Origin of the sequence: Melghirimyces profundicolus, assembly GCF_003054245.1 — a bacterium.
In the GTDB taxonomy this organism is placed as follows: Bacteria; Bacillota; Bacilli; order Thermoactinomycetales; family DSM-45169; genus Melghirimyces; species Melghirimyces profundicolus.
The window spans coordinates 184,223-200,967 of sequence record NZ_QBKR01000001.1 but is presented as its reverse complement, the minus strand read 5'-3'; the positions used below and the strand labels follow the sequence as shown (position 1 = coordinate 200,967).

Here is a 16,745-nt window from a genome sequence, read left to right as displayed (position 1 = left end):
AGGATTTTGAAAAATGGCAATAAGGTCGGAGGGAATTTTTAGATGGGTCGCTGTTTCCGAAAGGCTACCGATGCACAAGCTGACCCTCACCCTGAGGCCAGCAATCTAGAAGCGTTGTGAAAAAGTGAGCGGCAGCATTTACCCAAAGCCGCTCCGGCTGCACTCACCGAGCACAAGTCGCGCCTGGGGTCGCTTCCGCTCCCGGTCTCGCTATATTGAATAAGTGCGCTTCTATTTGGTTTTAGAGGTTAGCAACGCTCTGACCACAAAGGCCAAAATCAGACAGATCTCAGGATTGAATGTAACAGAATAGGCTTAACCGGGCCACTGGATTGTTATAAAACAAATAAGGATATTTCCCTTCTCTTCTTAACATATCAAATAAACCGATCAAAACTTCTGTTCCGTATCCTTTGTTTCGAAATTTCGACTTTGTACAAACACCGATAATAATAGCGCTTTTTTTGCCCTCCTTTACAGTAGAAGCCGATGCAACCATTTCATTATCCATACTTAAAAAAGCAATACGGTCACTTGTGTTCTCCAACCTTTTACTTTCGTTCTTAATATATTCATTTTTGTTTTCGGGAAGATGGCCAAATTCATCGGTTGATAAGAATAAATCATAGTGCATTCCTATCTCTTCTTGAGTTTGAATCCATTTTACTTTCATATCAGGGTATCTTCTTTTAGCCGTTATTTTTTTCACCACACCCATATGGGATAGGACATCATTTTTAACTTTCACATAAGGAATAAATTTGCCCATTAATTTACTCGGTCATGATAATTTTGTGAAAGATAAATCCTTTAATATCTCTTTATACACTTTTACATCTCTTTCAATTTCAGAGTAGTATGTAACATTGTTGAAATTATTAAGCAGTATAGAGACTAACTCACCATGTTCATATTCTCCATACACATGAAAAGAGTCACCATGATAATTATTTCTTAACAAATCATTGATGATAAATTGGTAATTTTCTATTTCCTCGCTGAAGAGTTTAATAACCTCATTATGATTTGAGCTCGTTAATTTAACAATCGTCATAAATCAGTCCTTCATACCAACATGATCAGCTGGTTCCGGAAAATCCTCTGTCATGGGGACAGGTACCATCTTTCCTTCTCCAACATGTTCCTGTTGGGCATTCGACGTCCTTACTTCATCCACCTCCATGTTATCCCACACTTCCGGGACGAACCCCTTGCATGAAAAGGGTTTCGCTACTGGTTGAAACAGGTGGATAATCGTCGGACATAGGGCTATATGTTTGAAATGCGATGTGTCAATCCAACGGGGAAAGCTGGGTTTTTCCAAAATAGCGAAGATCTATACCGGAATCGGATGGCTTTATAAGACTCTATTCAAGGATATCTGGAAACAATTTATTCGGTCTATGCTTGTCATACTCCCTTACAACCTTTTTAAAGGTATTCTTTGATTCCGTTTTTTCTCCCCTACCCAATCAATCTGATGGATCGGTCCATCGGGATCGTAAGCGGAATCTACTATGCCCTTGGCGAAAGCTTTGCTGGTATGACCCCATATAGAGGGGGACTACAACCCCCGCCCCAAAAAACAACCCCAGAGAGCAAAGTTCCCTGGGGCCGTTCAGGGTTTCGATGAGTAGTTTTTCTTAGTTATTTCCCCCACATGTCCGGTACGCTTTCGGTCAGACTGATACCAAATCTTGTCGGGAAGATCATGTACAGAGGGATGCATACAGTGTAATCACGGATAGGGAACGTTCCCTGACCCACAACGGATCAGCCCGGGTGATTCGCCGGTGACACCAACCCGCGTGCTATTCGCAGGCATTGGCGGTATCCTCATCGGAGACGTCCCGGCACTTATTGGAACCGGTTCCCCCCTCGAAGTGGTCCTTGCCCTCGCCGGCGGTCAACACATCCCGGCCGGGGCCCGCCGACAGGACATCCTCACCAGGGCCTCCGAAGAGTCGATCATCGCCATCCCCGCCGTAGAGGACATCGTCGCCGGCCTTCCCGTGGATCCGATCGTCGCCGGCATCGCCGTAGATAACATCGTCTCCTCCGCCTCCATAAATGACGTCATCGCCGTCCAGTCCGCAGATCACGTCGTCACCCGGGGTGCCGTAAAGGACATCGTCGCCCGGGGTGCCTTCGATCGTACAGGCACGCGGGTCGGCGTTGAACTCTTCCACTGCCATCGGCGGCCGTAACCTCTCTTTGAACTCCGGTGTAGCGAAGATGCGCTGCAGCATGTCATCGGCCAGATAGTTGCCGAGTGCCGCCATGATCATGCCCTGGTCCAGGGACAGATAGTAGTCGGACACGGCACCGGTGTCGACGTTAACGGAGTCGCGGAACCCCCACTTGGAATAGATGTCGAAATCCCGCTCCAGGTTCGTTAAATTTTTCACCGTCTCCTCCGGCGCCCACTGCAGGCCAAGGAACGCGGCGTGGGGCGTCACGACGCCGTTGGTGTACTCCTCCGGTTTCGGGGAAGGCTGGGGATCCCTTCCCTCGCAGCCCTCGTAGCCGAAATCCACGAAGGTATTGTCGTTGTTCGACGGATAACCGTCGGCGCCCATGCCGATCGCGTCCACGCCATAGGCCTTATAGCCGCCTTCCGGAACATCGGAGGGGGAGAAACCCCAGTATCCGTAGCCGGCTTCCTCCATGCCATGATGAATCTGCGCCTGGACGTACAGCGGGTGATTCACCCGCCAGCTGCCCGGTGCCCATTTCTGCTCGGGTACGAACAACGGAGCCATAAAGGCTTCGAACATACTGCCCCCCCAGTTCGGTGTGATGCGCGTGTCGTTGTACCGGTAAGCACCCTCAAACACATCCACACCAAAGTACTGACGGTTGAAGCCGACCGGGCGCATTTCCTGCCAGCCCCAATCCTCGCAGCTGTCGGGGAACGTTCGCCACGATCCGAAGTAGTGCTTCTGCGGCATCTCACCCTTGGCGATGCCGATGTAGCTGGCGATCCGAACCTCGCCGAGCGTGTTGTAGCAGCACCGCTCCTCACCGGTGCTCGGAACGTAGCTCCGCAGGAGGCCGTTGTTGTCGGAGTTGTAGAAGAGGCTGAAGTCCATGCTGTCGAACAACGCGCCGGCCTGGTCCGACAACTCCGGGACGGACTGGCGCACCAGGTGCAAACCGGTGGCCAGCCAGCCGTTGTCCACCGACGACAGGATGGGGGTGAGGGGTTCGCCCGTCGACGGCCACTCGGTCAGCTTCTCCCCCGTGCGGTGGTCGTACCAGTTGAAGTACTGCCCGCTCTCCTCGTGGCGCTCGATCTCTTCGAGGGTGTTGAGTGTTTTGGATAGGCGGTAGACAAGTTCGTCGTGGGAAATGAATCCGAGCTCCTCCGCCACCAGCGCACTCCACATATATGCACCGATATTGGTAACGGAGGTTTGAACACTGCGGGTGCCATCGACATGCAACCGATCGGCCGGCAAACCGCTGTCCTCGTCGGTCATCGCAACAAACGAGGCCCAGGTGTCCTCGGCGTACCGAAGCAGCCTCTCCTCAGCCATCGGAGACTCCGAGGTGATCGAACGCTCGGCGTCGGAACCCGTGTCAACGACACTGGGCGCAGCTGACGTAACGTTGAGACTGAAAACCAGGACCAACGTTAACAGTAAAATCAACCATTTTCGCATCCTTTTCACCTCTTTTTAAAATCGTCCCAAGTTACGAACCGGTCAAAAGTTCTTTTTCCCTTATGTAACCACCCCCTTTTTGAGGGTGATACACTATTCCGAATCTTTTTAAAGGGAAGGCGCGATGCGCCATCCCAATCTTTACTTTTCACCATTCATGCACCATCGGGAAACCCATCAATCCTGTATGGAAAACTCCTCAATTTCCAGGAGGCGTTCCGGCGTTCTTCCCACTTTGTCTTGGTGGAAATAATTCCGGATGACGCTCCCCTTCAAGTGATTGGTGATGGAGACCATGATCATCCCCTGGTCCAGCGCCAGATAAGCCGGGGTGATTTCGCCGGTTTTGACGTTCACGGAATCGTAGTACCCATACTTCCCATAGGCACCCAGCTCTTTCAGGACTTTCATATTCTTCTTCACCTCGCCGGGCAGGAAGTCCAAGGCAAGGATGCTGGCATGAGGAGTGACGGTGCCGTCATCTTTGTAACCGTCCTTCCAGGTTCCTGCTTCGGCCACCCCGTACTCCGTGTAACCGTCGGGAATGGCACAGGGGGAGAAGCCCCAGGCGGGATACCCTTTCTCCTTGGCAAAGGCCATCTGTACCTGCGCCTGTCGTTTGTCGTTCAGGCCCAATCCTTTTTGGCCCAGCTCTTTTTCCTTGATGACAATGGTCGGCATCAGGGTTTCAAACATGCTGCCGCCCCAGCTGGGGACAAACTGGATCCCTTTGTATTCGTAATGACCTTCATAGACGTCCACCCCATCGTAGTTTTCCGTGTGGCCCTCCGGAGTCTGCTGCTGTTCCCACTCCGGCGGGAAGGTGCGGTACATCTTCCACCAATGCTCTGTCGGCAGATCGCCCTTGCCGATGCCGATATAGCTGGCGGCGCGGGGTTCGGTGTTAAACATGCCATAAGTATGACCGGTATACGAGCCTTTGGCGACGTCATACCCCCCGTAGAGCTGCCCCACTTCCGGATTGTAAAGGTCGGCGAAGTCCATCGCGTCCAACAGGGCGGTGGCCTCCTCCGACAATTCCGGGTAAGCCTGCCGGATCACGATCAGGCCGGAGGCGTACCATCCGTTATCCACCGAGGAGATAAACTGTCCCCAGTCCTTCTTCAATGTGGCATCCTTTGTGTAATACCAGTTGTAGAGGAACCCGCGCCACTTCTCCATTTTTTCCAGGGTGTTCAGCGTCCCCTGCATCCGCTGGACGGCTTCTTCTCTTTTGATGAACCCCAGCTCATGGGCGGAAACGGTGCTGAGCATGTACATCCCGATGTTGGTGGGTGACGTGTGCTCCGCTTTTTTGATCCCGCTGTCCAGGATCCGGACCTCGTCCAGGGGCAAATGGGTATGGGGATCCGTGTGGTCGGCGAAGTATTGCCAAGTCCGCTGGGCGACGCTTCGAAGTTCGGCGTCGGAACCCGGGTTGGCGACACCGGGCGCAGCCGACGCCGATGCAAAGTGGAGACTGGCAACGAGGACGAGAGACAACAGGGAGACAACCCATTTTCGCATCCGCATCCGATCACCTCATTTAAGGATGGTCCAACTCACCCGGCAACTGCGCTCCTTCGAACCCCGGAAAGCCGGGAAGCACCTTGTTTCGTTGTCAGAAGATCCCTCATCACGTCCTCTGAACGGCTCCGTCCAGGGAAAGCGTGATGGTCAGCGGTTCACGGATCTCCAGCCGGAGACCGTCGGGTGTCGGCCGGGCATCCCCATCCGTTTTCCAGTCCGCCTCCATTTTCAGCTTCAATACCCCCTTCGGCCCCACGGGACAAAGGGATAATTCCACCTTATCCGGAACGGCCTCCAGCCGGGTGATTTCCGCCGTGGAATATTGGATCGAGAGGCCCGGAGCGACGGGGATGTTCCGCAGGAACATCGCCCCCGACCGCGGGGGAAGCACAATCTTCTCCCCGTCGAACAAAGCCTTCTCCCCCTCGTACAACACCGAACCGTGCTCGACTTCGTCGTAATTGTGGACAAAGAGGAAGGATTCGGATTCCTTGCGCCGTTCGACCAGCGATAAATACGGGTCTTCCGCCTTCAGGCGGCTCCGGATGCCGATGCGTTCGGCCAAGATCCGGATCACGTCCAGCTGGTATTGAAAATCCTGGCCGATGGCGATGCCGAGGACCAGCACTTCACCGGCACCCGCCTTCTTGTGGTAGGCTGCCGTCTCCCGCTTACCGTGACGCGTATGAACAGCCAATTCCTCGCCGTCGTGCCGGGTGAACCGCAGCCGCTGTTTGACCGCCACGGAATCCATCCCCGGCACATCCACCGTATCGTTCCCGGAAACGCGCTCCCACTCCCCGAGATCCAACTGATCGGCCAACACACGGCAGGGATTTCCCTTGAGATCCTTCGTGGGGATCTCCGGGTACAGAACGAGCTTTCCTCCATCCTGCACATACTGTACCAGTCGTTCCTGCAATGCTGGGTCCATATATTCGGTGGAAAAGACCCACAAAGAAGGAACTTCATCGGGAGAGACCGGTCGCAACAGATCCACCGCATCAAAGGAAATATTGGCCGCCACCAGGAGGCGCAGGATCCCCTCAAATGCGAAATGTTCCCGTTTGGCGGCCAGCTCCCCCAGACGTGCCCGCTCCCCCTCGTTGATCACCTCGGTCATGTAATCGTCCGGGAGGAAACCGACGTGGGTATCGACGACTTTTTCCGCGGACAGAAGCCGTTTTCCCAGCGCCCGGAACACCCGGCCGAGATGCCGGGCGGTGGCGTAATGTTCCCGGGGACGGCCTTTTGAGTCGACGGGGGCCTGCCATTCATGACGCCGTCCGAACAGGCCGATATCTTCGTAATTTTCCCCGGCGATGAACATGTAGTAGTTCAACGCATTCATCCCGTGGGCGACACAGGTTCGCGTATTGAGATCCAGATCCTGAGGGACGAGGCGGGGACGGTCCGCCAGCCGGCCCGACTGAAACTCCGCCGAGAACAACGGCTGCTCCTGGTCAGACACCGCCCGGGTAAACGCCGACGCCAGCACGAGATCGTGGTAGTTGTCGTAACCGATCCGACCGGGGTAAAAATCCCCTGCCAACACGGTCCGGTCCATCCGGGCCGCCCCGTACAACTGAGACAACCCGATGGGATAATCCGTCCCCCGGCTGTAAATGGAATAGTCCTTGAAGCCGTGAACGTTCACCACGAAGGGAACCCGGATGCCGTCCGCTTCGGCGAACCGGCGCAGCTCTTCCAGGTAATCCCGGATATAGATCCGCCAAAACCGTTTCCACTCGATGGAGAGGGACGGATCTCCTTTCTGAAACGTTTCGATCCCGTTGGAAAAAGAAGAGGCCGCCACCCCAAACCGCTCATTCAGCGCATCGACACTGCCGAAGGTTTCCTCCAGGTACGCTTCAAACCGGGAAAGGGTTGCACTGTTGAAGTCGGAGGTGTTGGACACCCAATGCAACATGCCGACTTCGTTGCAAAGCTGATAAAGGATCACGGGTCCGCCTTCCGTCCATTGGAACGGCGCAACAATCCGGTTCACCTCCCGGTACCATCGGCGCACTTTTTCAAGGAAAACAGGATGTTGATACGCCACCACACGTGTCGGGTGCTCCTTCCCGTCGGCCGTCCGGGCGATGATCTCCGGATAGCGGTCCAGGAGCCACTCCGGGATCCCCTGTTCCCGGAGCTCCGCCATCACATACGGCCCGGGACGGAGAAAGGCATAGAGCCCCTTTTTTTCCACCAGTTCCAGAAACGCCCGAAGGTCCCGCTCTTCCCGGGTGTCACCGGTGAGGTCCACCCTTCCTTCTTCTTTTTCGTGCCACAACCACGGTACATACGTCCCCACCAGGTTGCAGCCCGCTTCCTTCAAGAGATCGAGCCGTTGTTCCCACTCCGCCCGCGGGACCCGGAAGTAATGCAGTTCCCCACCGTAGAGGAAAGTTTCTTCCCCATCGATCACGAAACGTCCCTTTTCCACCTTGACCGTTTTCAACCCGATCACTCCTCACTCACGGTAGATATCACTTGTACTGTACCAGTTGCGTACCTGCTTGGATGAAATATCGTTGTCCGATGAAGTAGACGATGACAGAGGGGAGGGTGAACATGGTCGCCGCCGCCATCAGGAGTTCCCACTGGGCCCCGTGCTCCTGCAGGAAACCTTGAAGTCCCACCGAGATGGTCCACAACCGTTCATCGTTGAGATAAATCAACGGACCGAAGAAGTCGTGCCATACCCCCTGAAAGGTAAAGATGGCGATGGTCGCCAAGGGAGGCATGAGAAGGGGAAGCATGATCTGCCAGTAAATCCGGAATTCCGAAGCCCCGTCGATCCGGGCCGCATCAGACAGTTCATTGGGAATCCCCAGCAAAAACTGACGTACGAGAAAAATATTGAACGCCGTTCCGAAAAAGCTGGGAAGGATCAGGGGAAGGTACGTGTTCACCCAATCCAGCTTGGCAAAGATGATGTACATCGGAATCATCGTTACCTGCGGCGGGAGAATGACAGTCGCCAAAACCAGAGCAAAAACGACCCCTCTTCCCTTCCAGCGGATCTTGGCCAGAGAATAGGCGACCAACGGGGCCGAAAACAGCTGGCCGACGATGTTGGCAAAGACAAGGAACAGCGTGTTGAGCACGTAGCCGAAAAAGGGCATCGACTGGAAAGCCTTTACATAGTTCTGCCATTGAAATTCCTCCGGCCACAGCTTCGGCGGGATGGTGAAAATTTCCTGAGGCGTCTTCACCGAGTTCAACAGAAGCCAGATAAAAGGAAAGAGAAAGAACAACCCCACCAGAGACAGGACCGCATGTGGTAAGATGGTATGTTTGAGATGATAGGCAAAACTGCGTCTTGGGTGGATCCGTTTCTCCATCTTTATTCACCCCCGTAATAGACCCAGCGAAGGGACGATTTGAAAATGATGAGGGTTATCAACATCACGATGACGAACAGGATCCAGGCCAACGCCGACGCATATCCCATATGCAGGTTGACAAATGCCTCCTGGTAGAGGTTGACGGCATAGAACAGGAGCGACTGATCCGGCCCGCCCGTCGCACCGTTTGCAAAAATGAAGGATTCCGTAAAGATCTGAAATGCTCCGATCAGACCCATGATCAACTGGAACAAGGTAACCGGAGACAGGGCGGGAAGGGTGATGTGTCGAAACCGGGACCACGCATTGGCCCCATCGATCTCAGCGGCTTCATACATTTCCTTCGGAATCCCCTGCAGCGCCGCCAGATAAATCAATGCCCCGCCGCCGGTTCCCAACAATCCCATAATGATCAGCGACGGTTTAGTGAACATCGGATCCAGGAGCCAGGCCGGATCCGGTAAGTTAAAAGCCCTGAGGATCGTGTTCAGGATGCCGTACTGCGGGTTTAAAATCCACAGCCACAGGATGGAGTTGGCGACGACCGGAATCGCCACCGGCAGATAATAGAGAGTACGGTAAACGGCAATCCCTTTCACTTTCAGATTGAGCAACAACGCGATCATCAAGCTGACCGTCAAAAGGATGGGCACCGCGATGAACGCCATAAAAAAGGTATTGGTCAACGATTTGTAAAAAGCGGGATCCTCCAGGATCTTCTGATAATTCCCCAACCCCACCCACTGGGGTTCACCGAACAGATCGTATTCCGTCAAGCTGTAGTAAAAAGATTGGCCGAAGGGAATCATCGTCAACAGCAGGAATCCGAGTATAAATGGGGAGGCGAATGCCAACCCCAACCACTGATCCCGACGCTCTTTTACCGTCATGATGTTCGATGTTTTCCTGTTAGCAGCCGATTGGGTAAACATCACAACCCCCCCATGCAATAACTGTTGTCTACATTCCAAACTTTTTTACGGGAGACCCGTTGGATGCGCTTCCAAATATTCAGCATGCTCCCCGCGTCCTGTCTCCCTTAACCAACGACCATACGACTCAAGCATGCCTCGGGTGTGGAACGGGCCTCCCTCGCGCAAGACGGTCCACATCGGATCCATATTCTTCACGGAATCCACCATGGTGTCCGCTAACCAGGATTCCAAACGGGCCTTCCCTTCTCCGACGATATCCGGGCGGTCCGGGGCCCGGTCCTTCGTTTGGTGCGGGTCTTCCCGAAGGTGGAAGAGCATCGTCGGTTTCAAATCTTTCAGTCCGGTATGGTAGGTTCGCAAAAACAACCAGTCACCAAAGCGCACTCCCCGCTGGCAAGCCCAGGCCCCCTGGCTGAGGACCAAATGCTCCCGACCCTTCGGCTCCCCCGACCGCAGGGTGGAAGCGAAGCTTCTTCCGTCCCAATCCTGCGGAATCTCCACACCCATCCATTCGCAGACCGTCGGGGCCAGGTCGAGGTGGTAGTGCAACGCTTCGTCCACCACCCCGCGTTTGACCCCCGGTCCTTTGATGATCAGCGGGACCCGGCAGGTAAACGTGTCGGCCAGCTGATGATCGCCGTAAACGTTCATCTCCCCCTGGCTTTCACCGTGATCGGCACTTACGATGATCAACACTTCGTCCAGAACGCCCTGTTTTTCGAGAGCCTCCAGCAACTGCCCGATATGCTCGTCCGCATAGCGGATGCCGGTGTCATAGCCGTCCATCCACTGTTTGTAATCGTTCAACGACCCGATCTCTTGGGGAACCCGCGGCCAGCGGTCGACCCGCTCGCCGCCGAAACCGTGCGGTTCCCGCGCGCTGTGCGGGCCAAAGCCGGTGCGGTGCTCTGCGAGGATCTCCTCCGTCAACCACGTCGGAGCCGGCTCCTGTTGAAACGGATTTCCGTAATCTTCCGGTACCCGGTAAGGAGTATGGGGATCCCACAGGTTCACGTGAAGGAACCAATTCTCTTCCGTACCGTAGTCCTCGATCCACCGGAGAGCGTACGGAACAACTTCGTGCGCTCCCTCTTCACCGCACGTTCCGTGGTTGTACACTTCGTTGAATCCGGCGTACCAGTGCCAGGCGCTGTGACGGTCGGCAAAGGTGGACACGGTGACGGTCCGCATGCCGGCCCTGCGGAGGAGGGCCGGCCAGCTCTCCTCCCCGAACCGGTCGCGGAAGCCGCGCCCGACTCCTTGGATGAAAGGGTTCCCCGCGGTTCCCCCGTGACCGACGACACCGTTCTTGATCCCGAACCGGCCGCTGAACAGAGCCGTTCGGGAAGGAAGACAAGGTGCGTCGCTCGCATACACTTCGGTAAAACGGGCTCCTTCTTCCGCCAGCTGGTCCATCACCGGCGAGGTCTTACGGTGATACCCGTAGCATCCCAGGTGATCGGGGCGGAGAGAGTCGATATCGATGTAAAGGACCCGCACAAACATCCCCCTCAACTTATTTTTTCAGGATTTTATCCGCCTTTGGCTGTACATTCTTTTCGATTTCCTTCAATCCATCGTCGAGAGAGGTTTTCTTGCGGTAAATCGCGTCCGTCTGCTTCTGAATCTCGGCCAGATATTCAGTCATGAACGGAAGGGACGGAAGCGGTTGCAAATCGCGTTCTTTGACATATTTCGTATACGCATCAATACCGGGAACCTTGTCAAACGCCGGATCGCCGATCGCACTCTTCCGGGGAGGCAGGTTGCCGATGCCCGAATCAAACTTGACCATCTGTTCCTTGGCGGTCACCCATTTGAGAAATTCCCAGGCGGCGTCGGGGTTTTCGGCTCCCTTGGGGATATAGAGCAGGTTGACGTTCATATAGCCGGTCTTTTTCGCTTCCGGATGGTTTTCGTCGTAGGGGATGGGAGCGATACCGTAATTCATGTCGGAAGCATATTTATCGATGAACGAGGCCAACCAGATCCCGTCGATTGACATGGCATGTTTGCCCGCAAGGAAGGGGTTCTGCGCCGAATTGTATTTCCCCAGCCCGGATTGGAACCGGTCCATGTTTTTGGCACCGTGGCGCTTCCAGTTTTCCCCGATGAGCTCGACGGCGGATCGGAATCCCGGATCGGTCGGCGTCACTTCTTGGGACTCGGGATCCCACATCTTCCCTCCGAAGGAATACATCCAGATGTATTGGAAGTTGGCTCCCGGGTTCAGCCCCAGCCTTTCCAGGCGACCGTTCTCTTTCGTCCGGTCCAGTTTCTTTGCGTACTTTTTAAGCTCCTGAATGGTCTCCGGCGGCCCGTCAAAGCCGGCTTCTTTCAGCAAATCTTTGTTGTAATACAACATCCAGGTGTTCATCCCCATCGGGATTCCGTAAGTCTTTCCCTTGTATTGCACCGCTTCCCGGGCGCCCGGGACAAAATCGTTCAGGTCGTAGCCGCTTTTTTTGATATAGGGATCCAAGGGTTGCATCGCTCCCTTGTGCGCCCAGGAAGCCAATCGGTTTTCGTCGGGATGCACCGCCAGATCCGGCGGATTGCCTCCCACGATTGCCGTCAACTGCTTCTGGACATCTCCCTGACTCAATCCCTCCACCTTGATTTTGTCCTGGCTCGCGTTGAACTCATCGATCAGTTTCTCCATTTCTTTGGTTTCCGGCCCCTGCCAAGTGTACCAGAACTTCACCGTTTTTTTCCCTTCCGCCTGGTTGGGTTCAGCGCACCCGGCGAGGGCGGTGACCACAAACAAGCACAGTACCGGTAACTTCACCAGGATTTTGGTTTTTTTCATTTTCCCCTCTCCCTTCTCGGTTTGAGTCATTCAAGCAAAAACACCGATGAACCACCCCGATCGATGGGCAACACCCCCTTTAATGTTCGGCCGGAGCCGGCGAAGTGGGGAGAACCAACGCCATCAACACCAAACCAACCACACTCCCGCTCAGAAAAGGAAGCAATCCCGGAAAGGAAAGGTTGATCAGCGTGATCACCGTTACCCCCGCAAACATCACCAGGGTCCGGAACGGATGGCTCACCCCGGTGAACAGAGCGTGACGGAAAGTCTCCCATTTGGTTAAGGGAACATGGACAAACAGAGGAAAGGCATATAACAGCACCACGGTATACAGGAGACCCACACCGAGAACGGCGAATGCAAGAAGATGGAAAAACGGATGGTTCATCCCCAGCATCAGCCGGAAGTCCGCATAAAGGAGAACACCGGCCGCCAGGAGCAAGTACCCCAGCACGTTGGCATCGCTCCAGCGCTTTCGGTAGGTTCGCCAGAACGTGCGGAAGACCGGGACGTCCCGCCCCTGCAACCATCCCCGTACCACGGTGAACATCGCCAGAGTGGCCGGAAAAATGCCGAATGCCCCCAATCCGAGGAAAGTAAATGAGATCCAAAGCAAATTGACACAGGCCAGGCGCATGATCCATTCGCAAATTCGGTAGACGGGTCCGAGAAAACCTTGAAACTCCATCACGGAACCTCCTTTGGCCTTCACTTACTCCCGCAAGATTCGCGTACGATCAGCTCCGTATCCAGAACCACGGAACGGACGCTCCGATCCCCGTCGAGCAACCGAAACAGCAGGGTGGCCGCGGTATAACCCATGTCGAACATCGGCTGCCGAACCGTGGTAAGGGGCGGTCTCATGTACGCGGCCAACTCGATGTCATCAAATCCGACGACGGCCACATCGGCCGGAACCCGGATACCCAATTCCGTAAGCGCTTCCATCGCACCCATCGCCATTTCGTCGTTGCCTGCAAAAAATGCCTCCGGCAGGATGTGCTGAGCGGCGAGCAGTTTGACCGCCCGATAACCGCCCTGCTTGGTAAACCCTCCCTGGATGTACCACTTAGGTGTAACCTCCAACCCGTGGGATTCCATCGCCTCTTTGAAACCGGCAAACCGCTCTGCGTTATCTGTCGAATCGTTTGGACCCGCGAGGTAGGCAATCTTTCTGTATCCGGAGCGAATCAGGTGTTCGCCTGCCTCATACGCCCCCTTCCGGTTGTCAACCGTCACGCTGAAAACATGATCGGACTCCAGTTTTCGGTCCAGCACCATGATGGGAAATTTCTCGCGCCCCGCCTGTGATATGAGATGGGAATCGATATCATGGGCCAGAATAATCATCCCGTCGGTTCTTTTTTCCCGGATGTAGCGGGCGGGGGACCCGCTCCCGCCGATCGCGCTCATCGCCACCAGATCATATCCGTTGGCCGTGGTCACCTCCTGGATTCCCCGGATCAGTTCGGAATAGAAGGGGCCGGATAAATCCGACAAAACCAGCCCCACCGTTTTCGTCCGGACCGATTTCAGGTCTTTGGCAATTCCGTTGGGCTGATATTGCAACTCCCTGGCCGCTTTCCACACTTTTTTTCTCGTTTCGGGACTCACGTTGGGATGTTGGTTCAGCGTCAGGGACACCGTCGATATCGAGACCCCCGCCAATTTTGCGACATCTTTGATCGTGGCCAATCCTCATCACCGCTTTACAGAAATAAAATCGAAACGTTTTTAACATTTTGTGTAAAAAATATCGAGGCTTTAAGCGATCGACTTCAGCGCATTTCCAGACAGCAATTCGAAACGTTTCAATTCTATGTTTATATTACTTAAGACCAATCTGAAATGCAAGAGTTTTTGGTTATTTTAATCAGTAACTGGTATTTGGTCGGATCCGCCAAAAAGCTGCTCGTTATGATAAACGATCAACCGCAAATCCTGCTGTGGGCAGGGGTAAAACACCTTCGGATGCAACACAGAGAAGCTTTTGCCCCTGAACGCCCTTGCCGGCTGATTCTCCGCTGGGCAGGACAGCAAAGTCGCTATTTTGGGTAAACGCTTCCCCTTCAAACGCTTCGGGACACCTCCTGCCTTGGTGCAGGTTTCATCGGAGCAATTCGAAGGTTTCCTCCAACCCTTCGGCGGAATGGGGCCCGACCCAGATTTTGAACCGGCCCGGTTCCAGGTTGAATTCCCCGTCCTCATCGTAAAATCCAAGATGATCCGGCGTCAGGGTGAAGGTCACTTCTCTTCTTTCACCCGGTTTGAGCGATATCTTTTGGAAACCCTTCAACTCTTTCACCGGTCGGGTCACACTTGCCGCCATATCCCCGATGTACAGCTGGACCGTCTCTTCTCCTTCGAACTTGCCTGCGTTCAGGACTTCCACGGATACCGACAGCGGAGTTTGAAGCGTGGTCGCCTTTTTGCTCAACCTCAGGTTCCGGTATTCAAACCGGGTGTAACTCAACCCGTAACCGAAGGGATACAGCGGCGTTTCCGGACAGTCGACATAGCTTTTTTCCCGGGGTCTCCCGGTATGTTTGTGGTTGTAGTAAATGGGCACCTGTCCCACCGTGCGGGGAAAAGTGACGGACAGCTTCCCGCTCGGATTGGCATCACCGAACAAAATGTCGGCGATCGCATGGCCGGCTTCGGTACCCGGCTGCCAGGCTTCCAGGATGGCCGGGATATGCCGGTCTTCCCAGGAAATCGACAGGGGACGGCCGTTGATCAGGATCAGTACCACCGGCGTCCCAGTATCAAAGACGGCCCGGACCAGATCCCGTTGAACCCCCGGTAACTCCAGGGAGGTGCGGTTCCGGTTTTCTCCGCTCATCCCGGCGCTTTCACCCACCACCAGGACCGCGACGTCCGACCGCCGGGCGATTCTCACCGCTTCCCCGATCCCGCTTCTGTCATCGCCGTCGGTCCCGCATCCGCGGGCATGGAGAAGGGTGGCCCGACTTCCCAGCTTATGACGGATTCCTGACAACACCGACACCACATCCTCCGCGTCTCCCTGACCAGCCCAGCATCCCATCAGGTCCTGCCGGGCTTCCGCCAGCGGACCGATGACGGCGATGGAACCAGTGCGTCTATCCAGGGGCAGCAGCGACCCCTCGTTCTTCAACAGAACGATGGATTTCCGGGCTGCTTCCCGTGCCTTCTCCCGATGTGCCCCACACAGGAAGACTGGGTGTTTCGACTTTCGTTCCGGGTACGGGTTTTCAAAGAGACCCAACCAGAATTTGACGCGGAGAATCCGGCGGACGGCATCGTCGACGGTGGCTTCGGAGACCTTTCCCTCCTGAACGAGTCGCTCAAGGTTTTCCGTGTAAACGCGGGAATGCATATCCATGTGAGTCCCCGCATTCACCGCATGGATCGCCGCCTCTTCCCGGGTGGCGGCATAGCCGTGTTGGACCAGCTCGTCGACGGAGCACCAATCGCTGACTACGAACCCGGCAAAGCCCCATTCTTCCTGCAGCACATCCCGCAGCAGCCGACGGTTTCCGGTGCAGGGAACGCCGTTCAGGTCGTTGAATGCCGACATCAATGTGACGGCTCCGGCCTCCAGCGCCGCCCGGAAAGGGGGAAAGTAAACCTGACGCAACCGGATGTCGGATACATCGACCGTATTGTAATCCCTGCCGGCTTCGGACAGCCCGTATGCGGCGAAGTGTTTGGGACAGGCCGCCACTCGGGGCTGATTCGAAGGGTTTCTCTGAAAACCCCTCACCCGGGCTCCGGCAATCACCCCGCCGAGATAGGGATCTTCACCTGCCCCTTCGGCGATTCTGCCCCAGCGGGGATCCCGGGCAATATCCACCATGGGCGCGAAAATCCAGTGGATTCCCGCCGCGGACGCTTCTCTCGCAGCAATGGCAGCCGTATCCTCGATCAGTTCCGGATCCCAGCTGCAGGACTCGGCCAGGGGGATCGGGAAGATGGTCTTATAACCGTGGATCACATCATCCCCGATGATCAGCGGGATTCCCAGTCGGGATTCCTCCACCGCGATCCTCTGAATCTCGTACACGTTTTCCGCACCTCTCAGGTTCAGGAATGACCCGATCTTTCCCTCCCGCAGCATTTGCTTCTCTTTCTCCGTGATTTTCCCCCTTTGCGTCATCTGCCCGATTTTTTCCGTCAGAGTCATTTCCGAAAGATATTGCTCGATTTTTCTTTCGGTGTCATCTTTTGTATGTCTCATCATCGTCCTTCCGCTCCCCTTTTCATTCGGATTTACTTCCGTAATGATTCACCGCCGGGTCATTGCCCCATCTGCCAGATACAAATTTAATCTATGATACTCAATAATAAGATGGTTTTGTATATTGCCATTCAAACGATTTAAAAAGAAACTCAATCCTGACCGACCTGGCACATCCCGGTTCAAAAAGGATTTCGGTTCCCCTTGGCGGGTTCCAGCTTACGAAGGTGT

At 54.9% G+C, this 16,745-nt stretch carries 12 protein-coding genes; all 12 read right to left on the bottom strand.

The features are described from left to right. Positions 1-289 precede the first annotated feature (289 nt). Positions 290-718, bottom strand: coding sequence for a GNAT family N-acetyltransferase (locus C8P63_RS00940; protein WP_170109417.1), 429 nt, complete (start codon positions 716-718; stop codon positions 290-292). A 63-nt stretch (positions 719-781) separates the two neighbouring features. Beyond that, the gene (locus tag C8P63_RS18700; RefSeq protein ID WP_146172076.1) at positions 782-1,054 is read right to left on the bottom strand and encodes a hypothetical protein; all 273 of its coding nucleotides are present in this window, start codon (positions 1,052-1,054) and stop codon (positions 782-784) included. A 757-nt stretch (positions 1,055-1,811) separates the two neighbouring features. Then, on the bottom strand, positions 1,812-3,665 hold the full coding sequence (locus tag C8P63_RS00935) for a glucoamylase family protein (protein WP_211308218.1): 1,854 nt from the start codon (positions 3,663-3,665) through the stop codon (positions 1,812-1,814). Between the two features lie 177 nt (positions 3,666-3,842). Beyond that, on the bottom strand, positions 3,843-5,192 hold the full coding sequence (locus C8P63_RS00930; RefSeq protein ID WP_108021574.1) for a glucoamylase family protein: 1,350 nt from the start codon (positions 5,190-5,192) through the stop codon (positions 3,843-3,845). Positions 5,193-5,301: 109 nt separating this feature from the next. Next, positions 5,302-7,659: a beta-galactosidase gene (locus tag C8P63_RS00925; RefSeq protein WP_108021446.1), complete on the bottom strand. Its 2,358-nt coding sequence runs from the start codon at positions 7,657-7,659 to the stop codon at positions 5,302-5,304. Between the two features lie 28 nt (positions 7,660-7,687). Then, on the bottom strand, positions 7,688-8,545 hold the full coding sequence (locus C8P63_RS00920; RefSeq protein ID WP_108021445.1) for a carbohydrate ABC transporter permease: 858 nt from the start codon (positions 8,543-8,545) through the stop codon (positions 7,688-7,690). 2 nt (positions 8,546-8,547) lie between these two features. Beyond that, on the bottom strand, positions 8,548-9,480 hold the full coding sequence (locus C8P63_RS00915; protein ID WP_108021444.1) for a carbohydrate ABC transporter permease: 933 nt from the start codon (positions 9,478-9,480) through the stop codon (positions 8,548-8,550). A gap of 45 nt (positions 9,481-9,525) precedes the next feature. Further along, complete coding sequence (locus C8P63_RS00910) at positions 9,526-10,989, bottom strand: sulfatase family protein (protein WP_245920610.1); 1,464 nt, start codon at positions 10,987-10,989, stop codon at positions 9,526-9,528. A 10-nt stretch (positions 10,990-10,999) separates the two neighbouring features. Then, a complete protein-coding gene (locus C8P63_RS00905) occupies positions 11,000-12,292 on the bottom strand; it encodes an ABC transporter substrate-binding protein (protein WP_108021442.1) in 1,293 nt (430 codons plus the stop codon). Between the two features lie 79 nt (positions 12,293-12,371). Continuing rightward, complete coding sequence (locus tag C8P63_RS00900; RefSeq protein WP_108021441.1) at positions 12,372-12,983, bottom strand: YesL family protein; 612 nt, start codon at positions 12,981-12,983, stop codon at positions 12,372-12,374. Positions 12,984-13,003: 20 nt separating this feature from the next. Next, positions 13,004-13,990 (bottom strand): LacI family DNA-binding transcriptional regulator, encoded by a 987-nt coding sequence (locus C8P63_RS00895; protein WP_108021440.1) that lies wholly within the window; start codon positions 13,988-13,990, stop codon positions 13,004-13,006. 412 nt (positions 13,991-14,402) lie between these two features. Further along, complete coding sequence (gene bglX, locus C8P63_RS00885; protein ID WP_211308217.1) at positions 14,403-16,514, bottom strand: beta-glucosidase BglX; 2,112 nt, start codon at positions 16,512-16,514, stop codon at positions 14,403-14,405. Between the last annotated feature and the right edge of the window lie 231 nt (positions 16,515-16,745).

Bases quoted from the DNA above. Each gene is read 5' to 3' on its own strand.
- C8P63_RS00935 (WP_211308218.1), bottom strand. From the start codon at position 3,665: ATGCGAAAATGGTTGATTTTACTGTTAACGTTGGTCCTGGTTTTCAGT.
- C8P63_RS00915 (WP_108021444.1), bottom strand. From the start codon at position 9,480: ATGTTTACCCAATCGGCTGCTAACAGGAAAACATCGAACATCATGACG.
- bglX (WP_211308217.1), bottom strand. From the start codon at position 16,514: ATGAGACATACAAAAGATGACACCGAAAGAAAAATCGAGCAATATCTT.
- C8P63_RS00920 (WP_108021445.1), bottom strand. From the start codon at position 8,545: ATGGAGAAACGGATCCACCCAAGACGCAGTTTTGCCTATCATCTCAAA.
- C8P63_RS00940 (WP_170109417.1), bottom strand. From the start codon at position 718: ATGGGTGTGGTGAAAAAAATAACGGCTAAAAGAAGATACCCTGATATG.
- C8P63_RS18700 (WP_146172076.1), bottom strand. From the start codon at position 1,054: ATGACGATTGTTAAATTAACGAGCTCAAATCATAATGAGGTTATTAAA.
- C8P63_RS00910 (WP_245920610.1), bottom strand. From the start codon at position 10,989: ATGTTTGTGCGGGTCCTTTACATCGATATCGACTCTCTCCGCCCCGAT.
- C8P63_RS00930 (WP_108021574.1), bottom strand. From the start codon at position 5,192: ATGCGAAAATGGGTTGTCTCCCTGTTGTCTCTCGTCCTCGTTGCCAGT.
- C8P63_RS00905 (WP_108021442.1), bottom strand. From the start codon at position 12,292: ATGAAAAAAACCAAAATCCTGGTGAAGTTACCGGTACTGTGCTTGTTT.
- C8P63_RS00900 (WP_108021441.1), bottom strand. From the start codon at position 12,983: ATGGAGTTTCAAGGTTTTCTCGGACCCGTCTACCGAATTTGCGAATGG.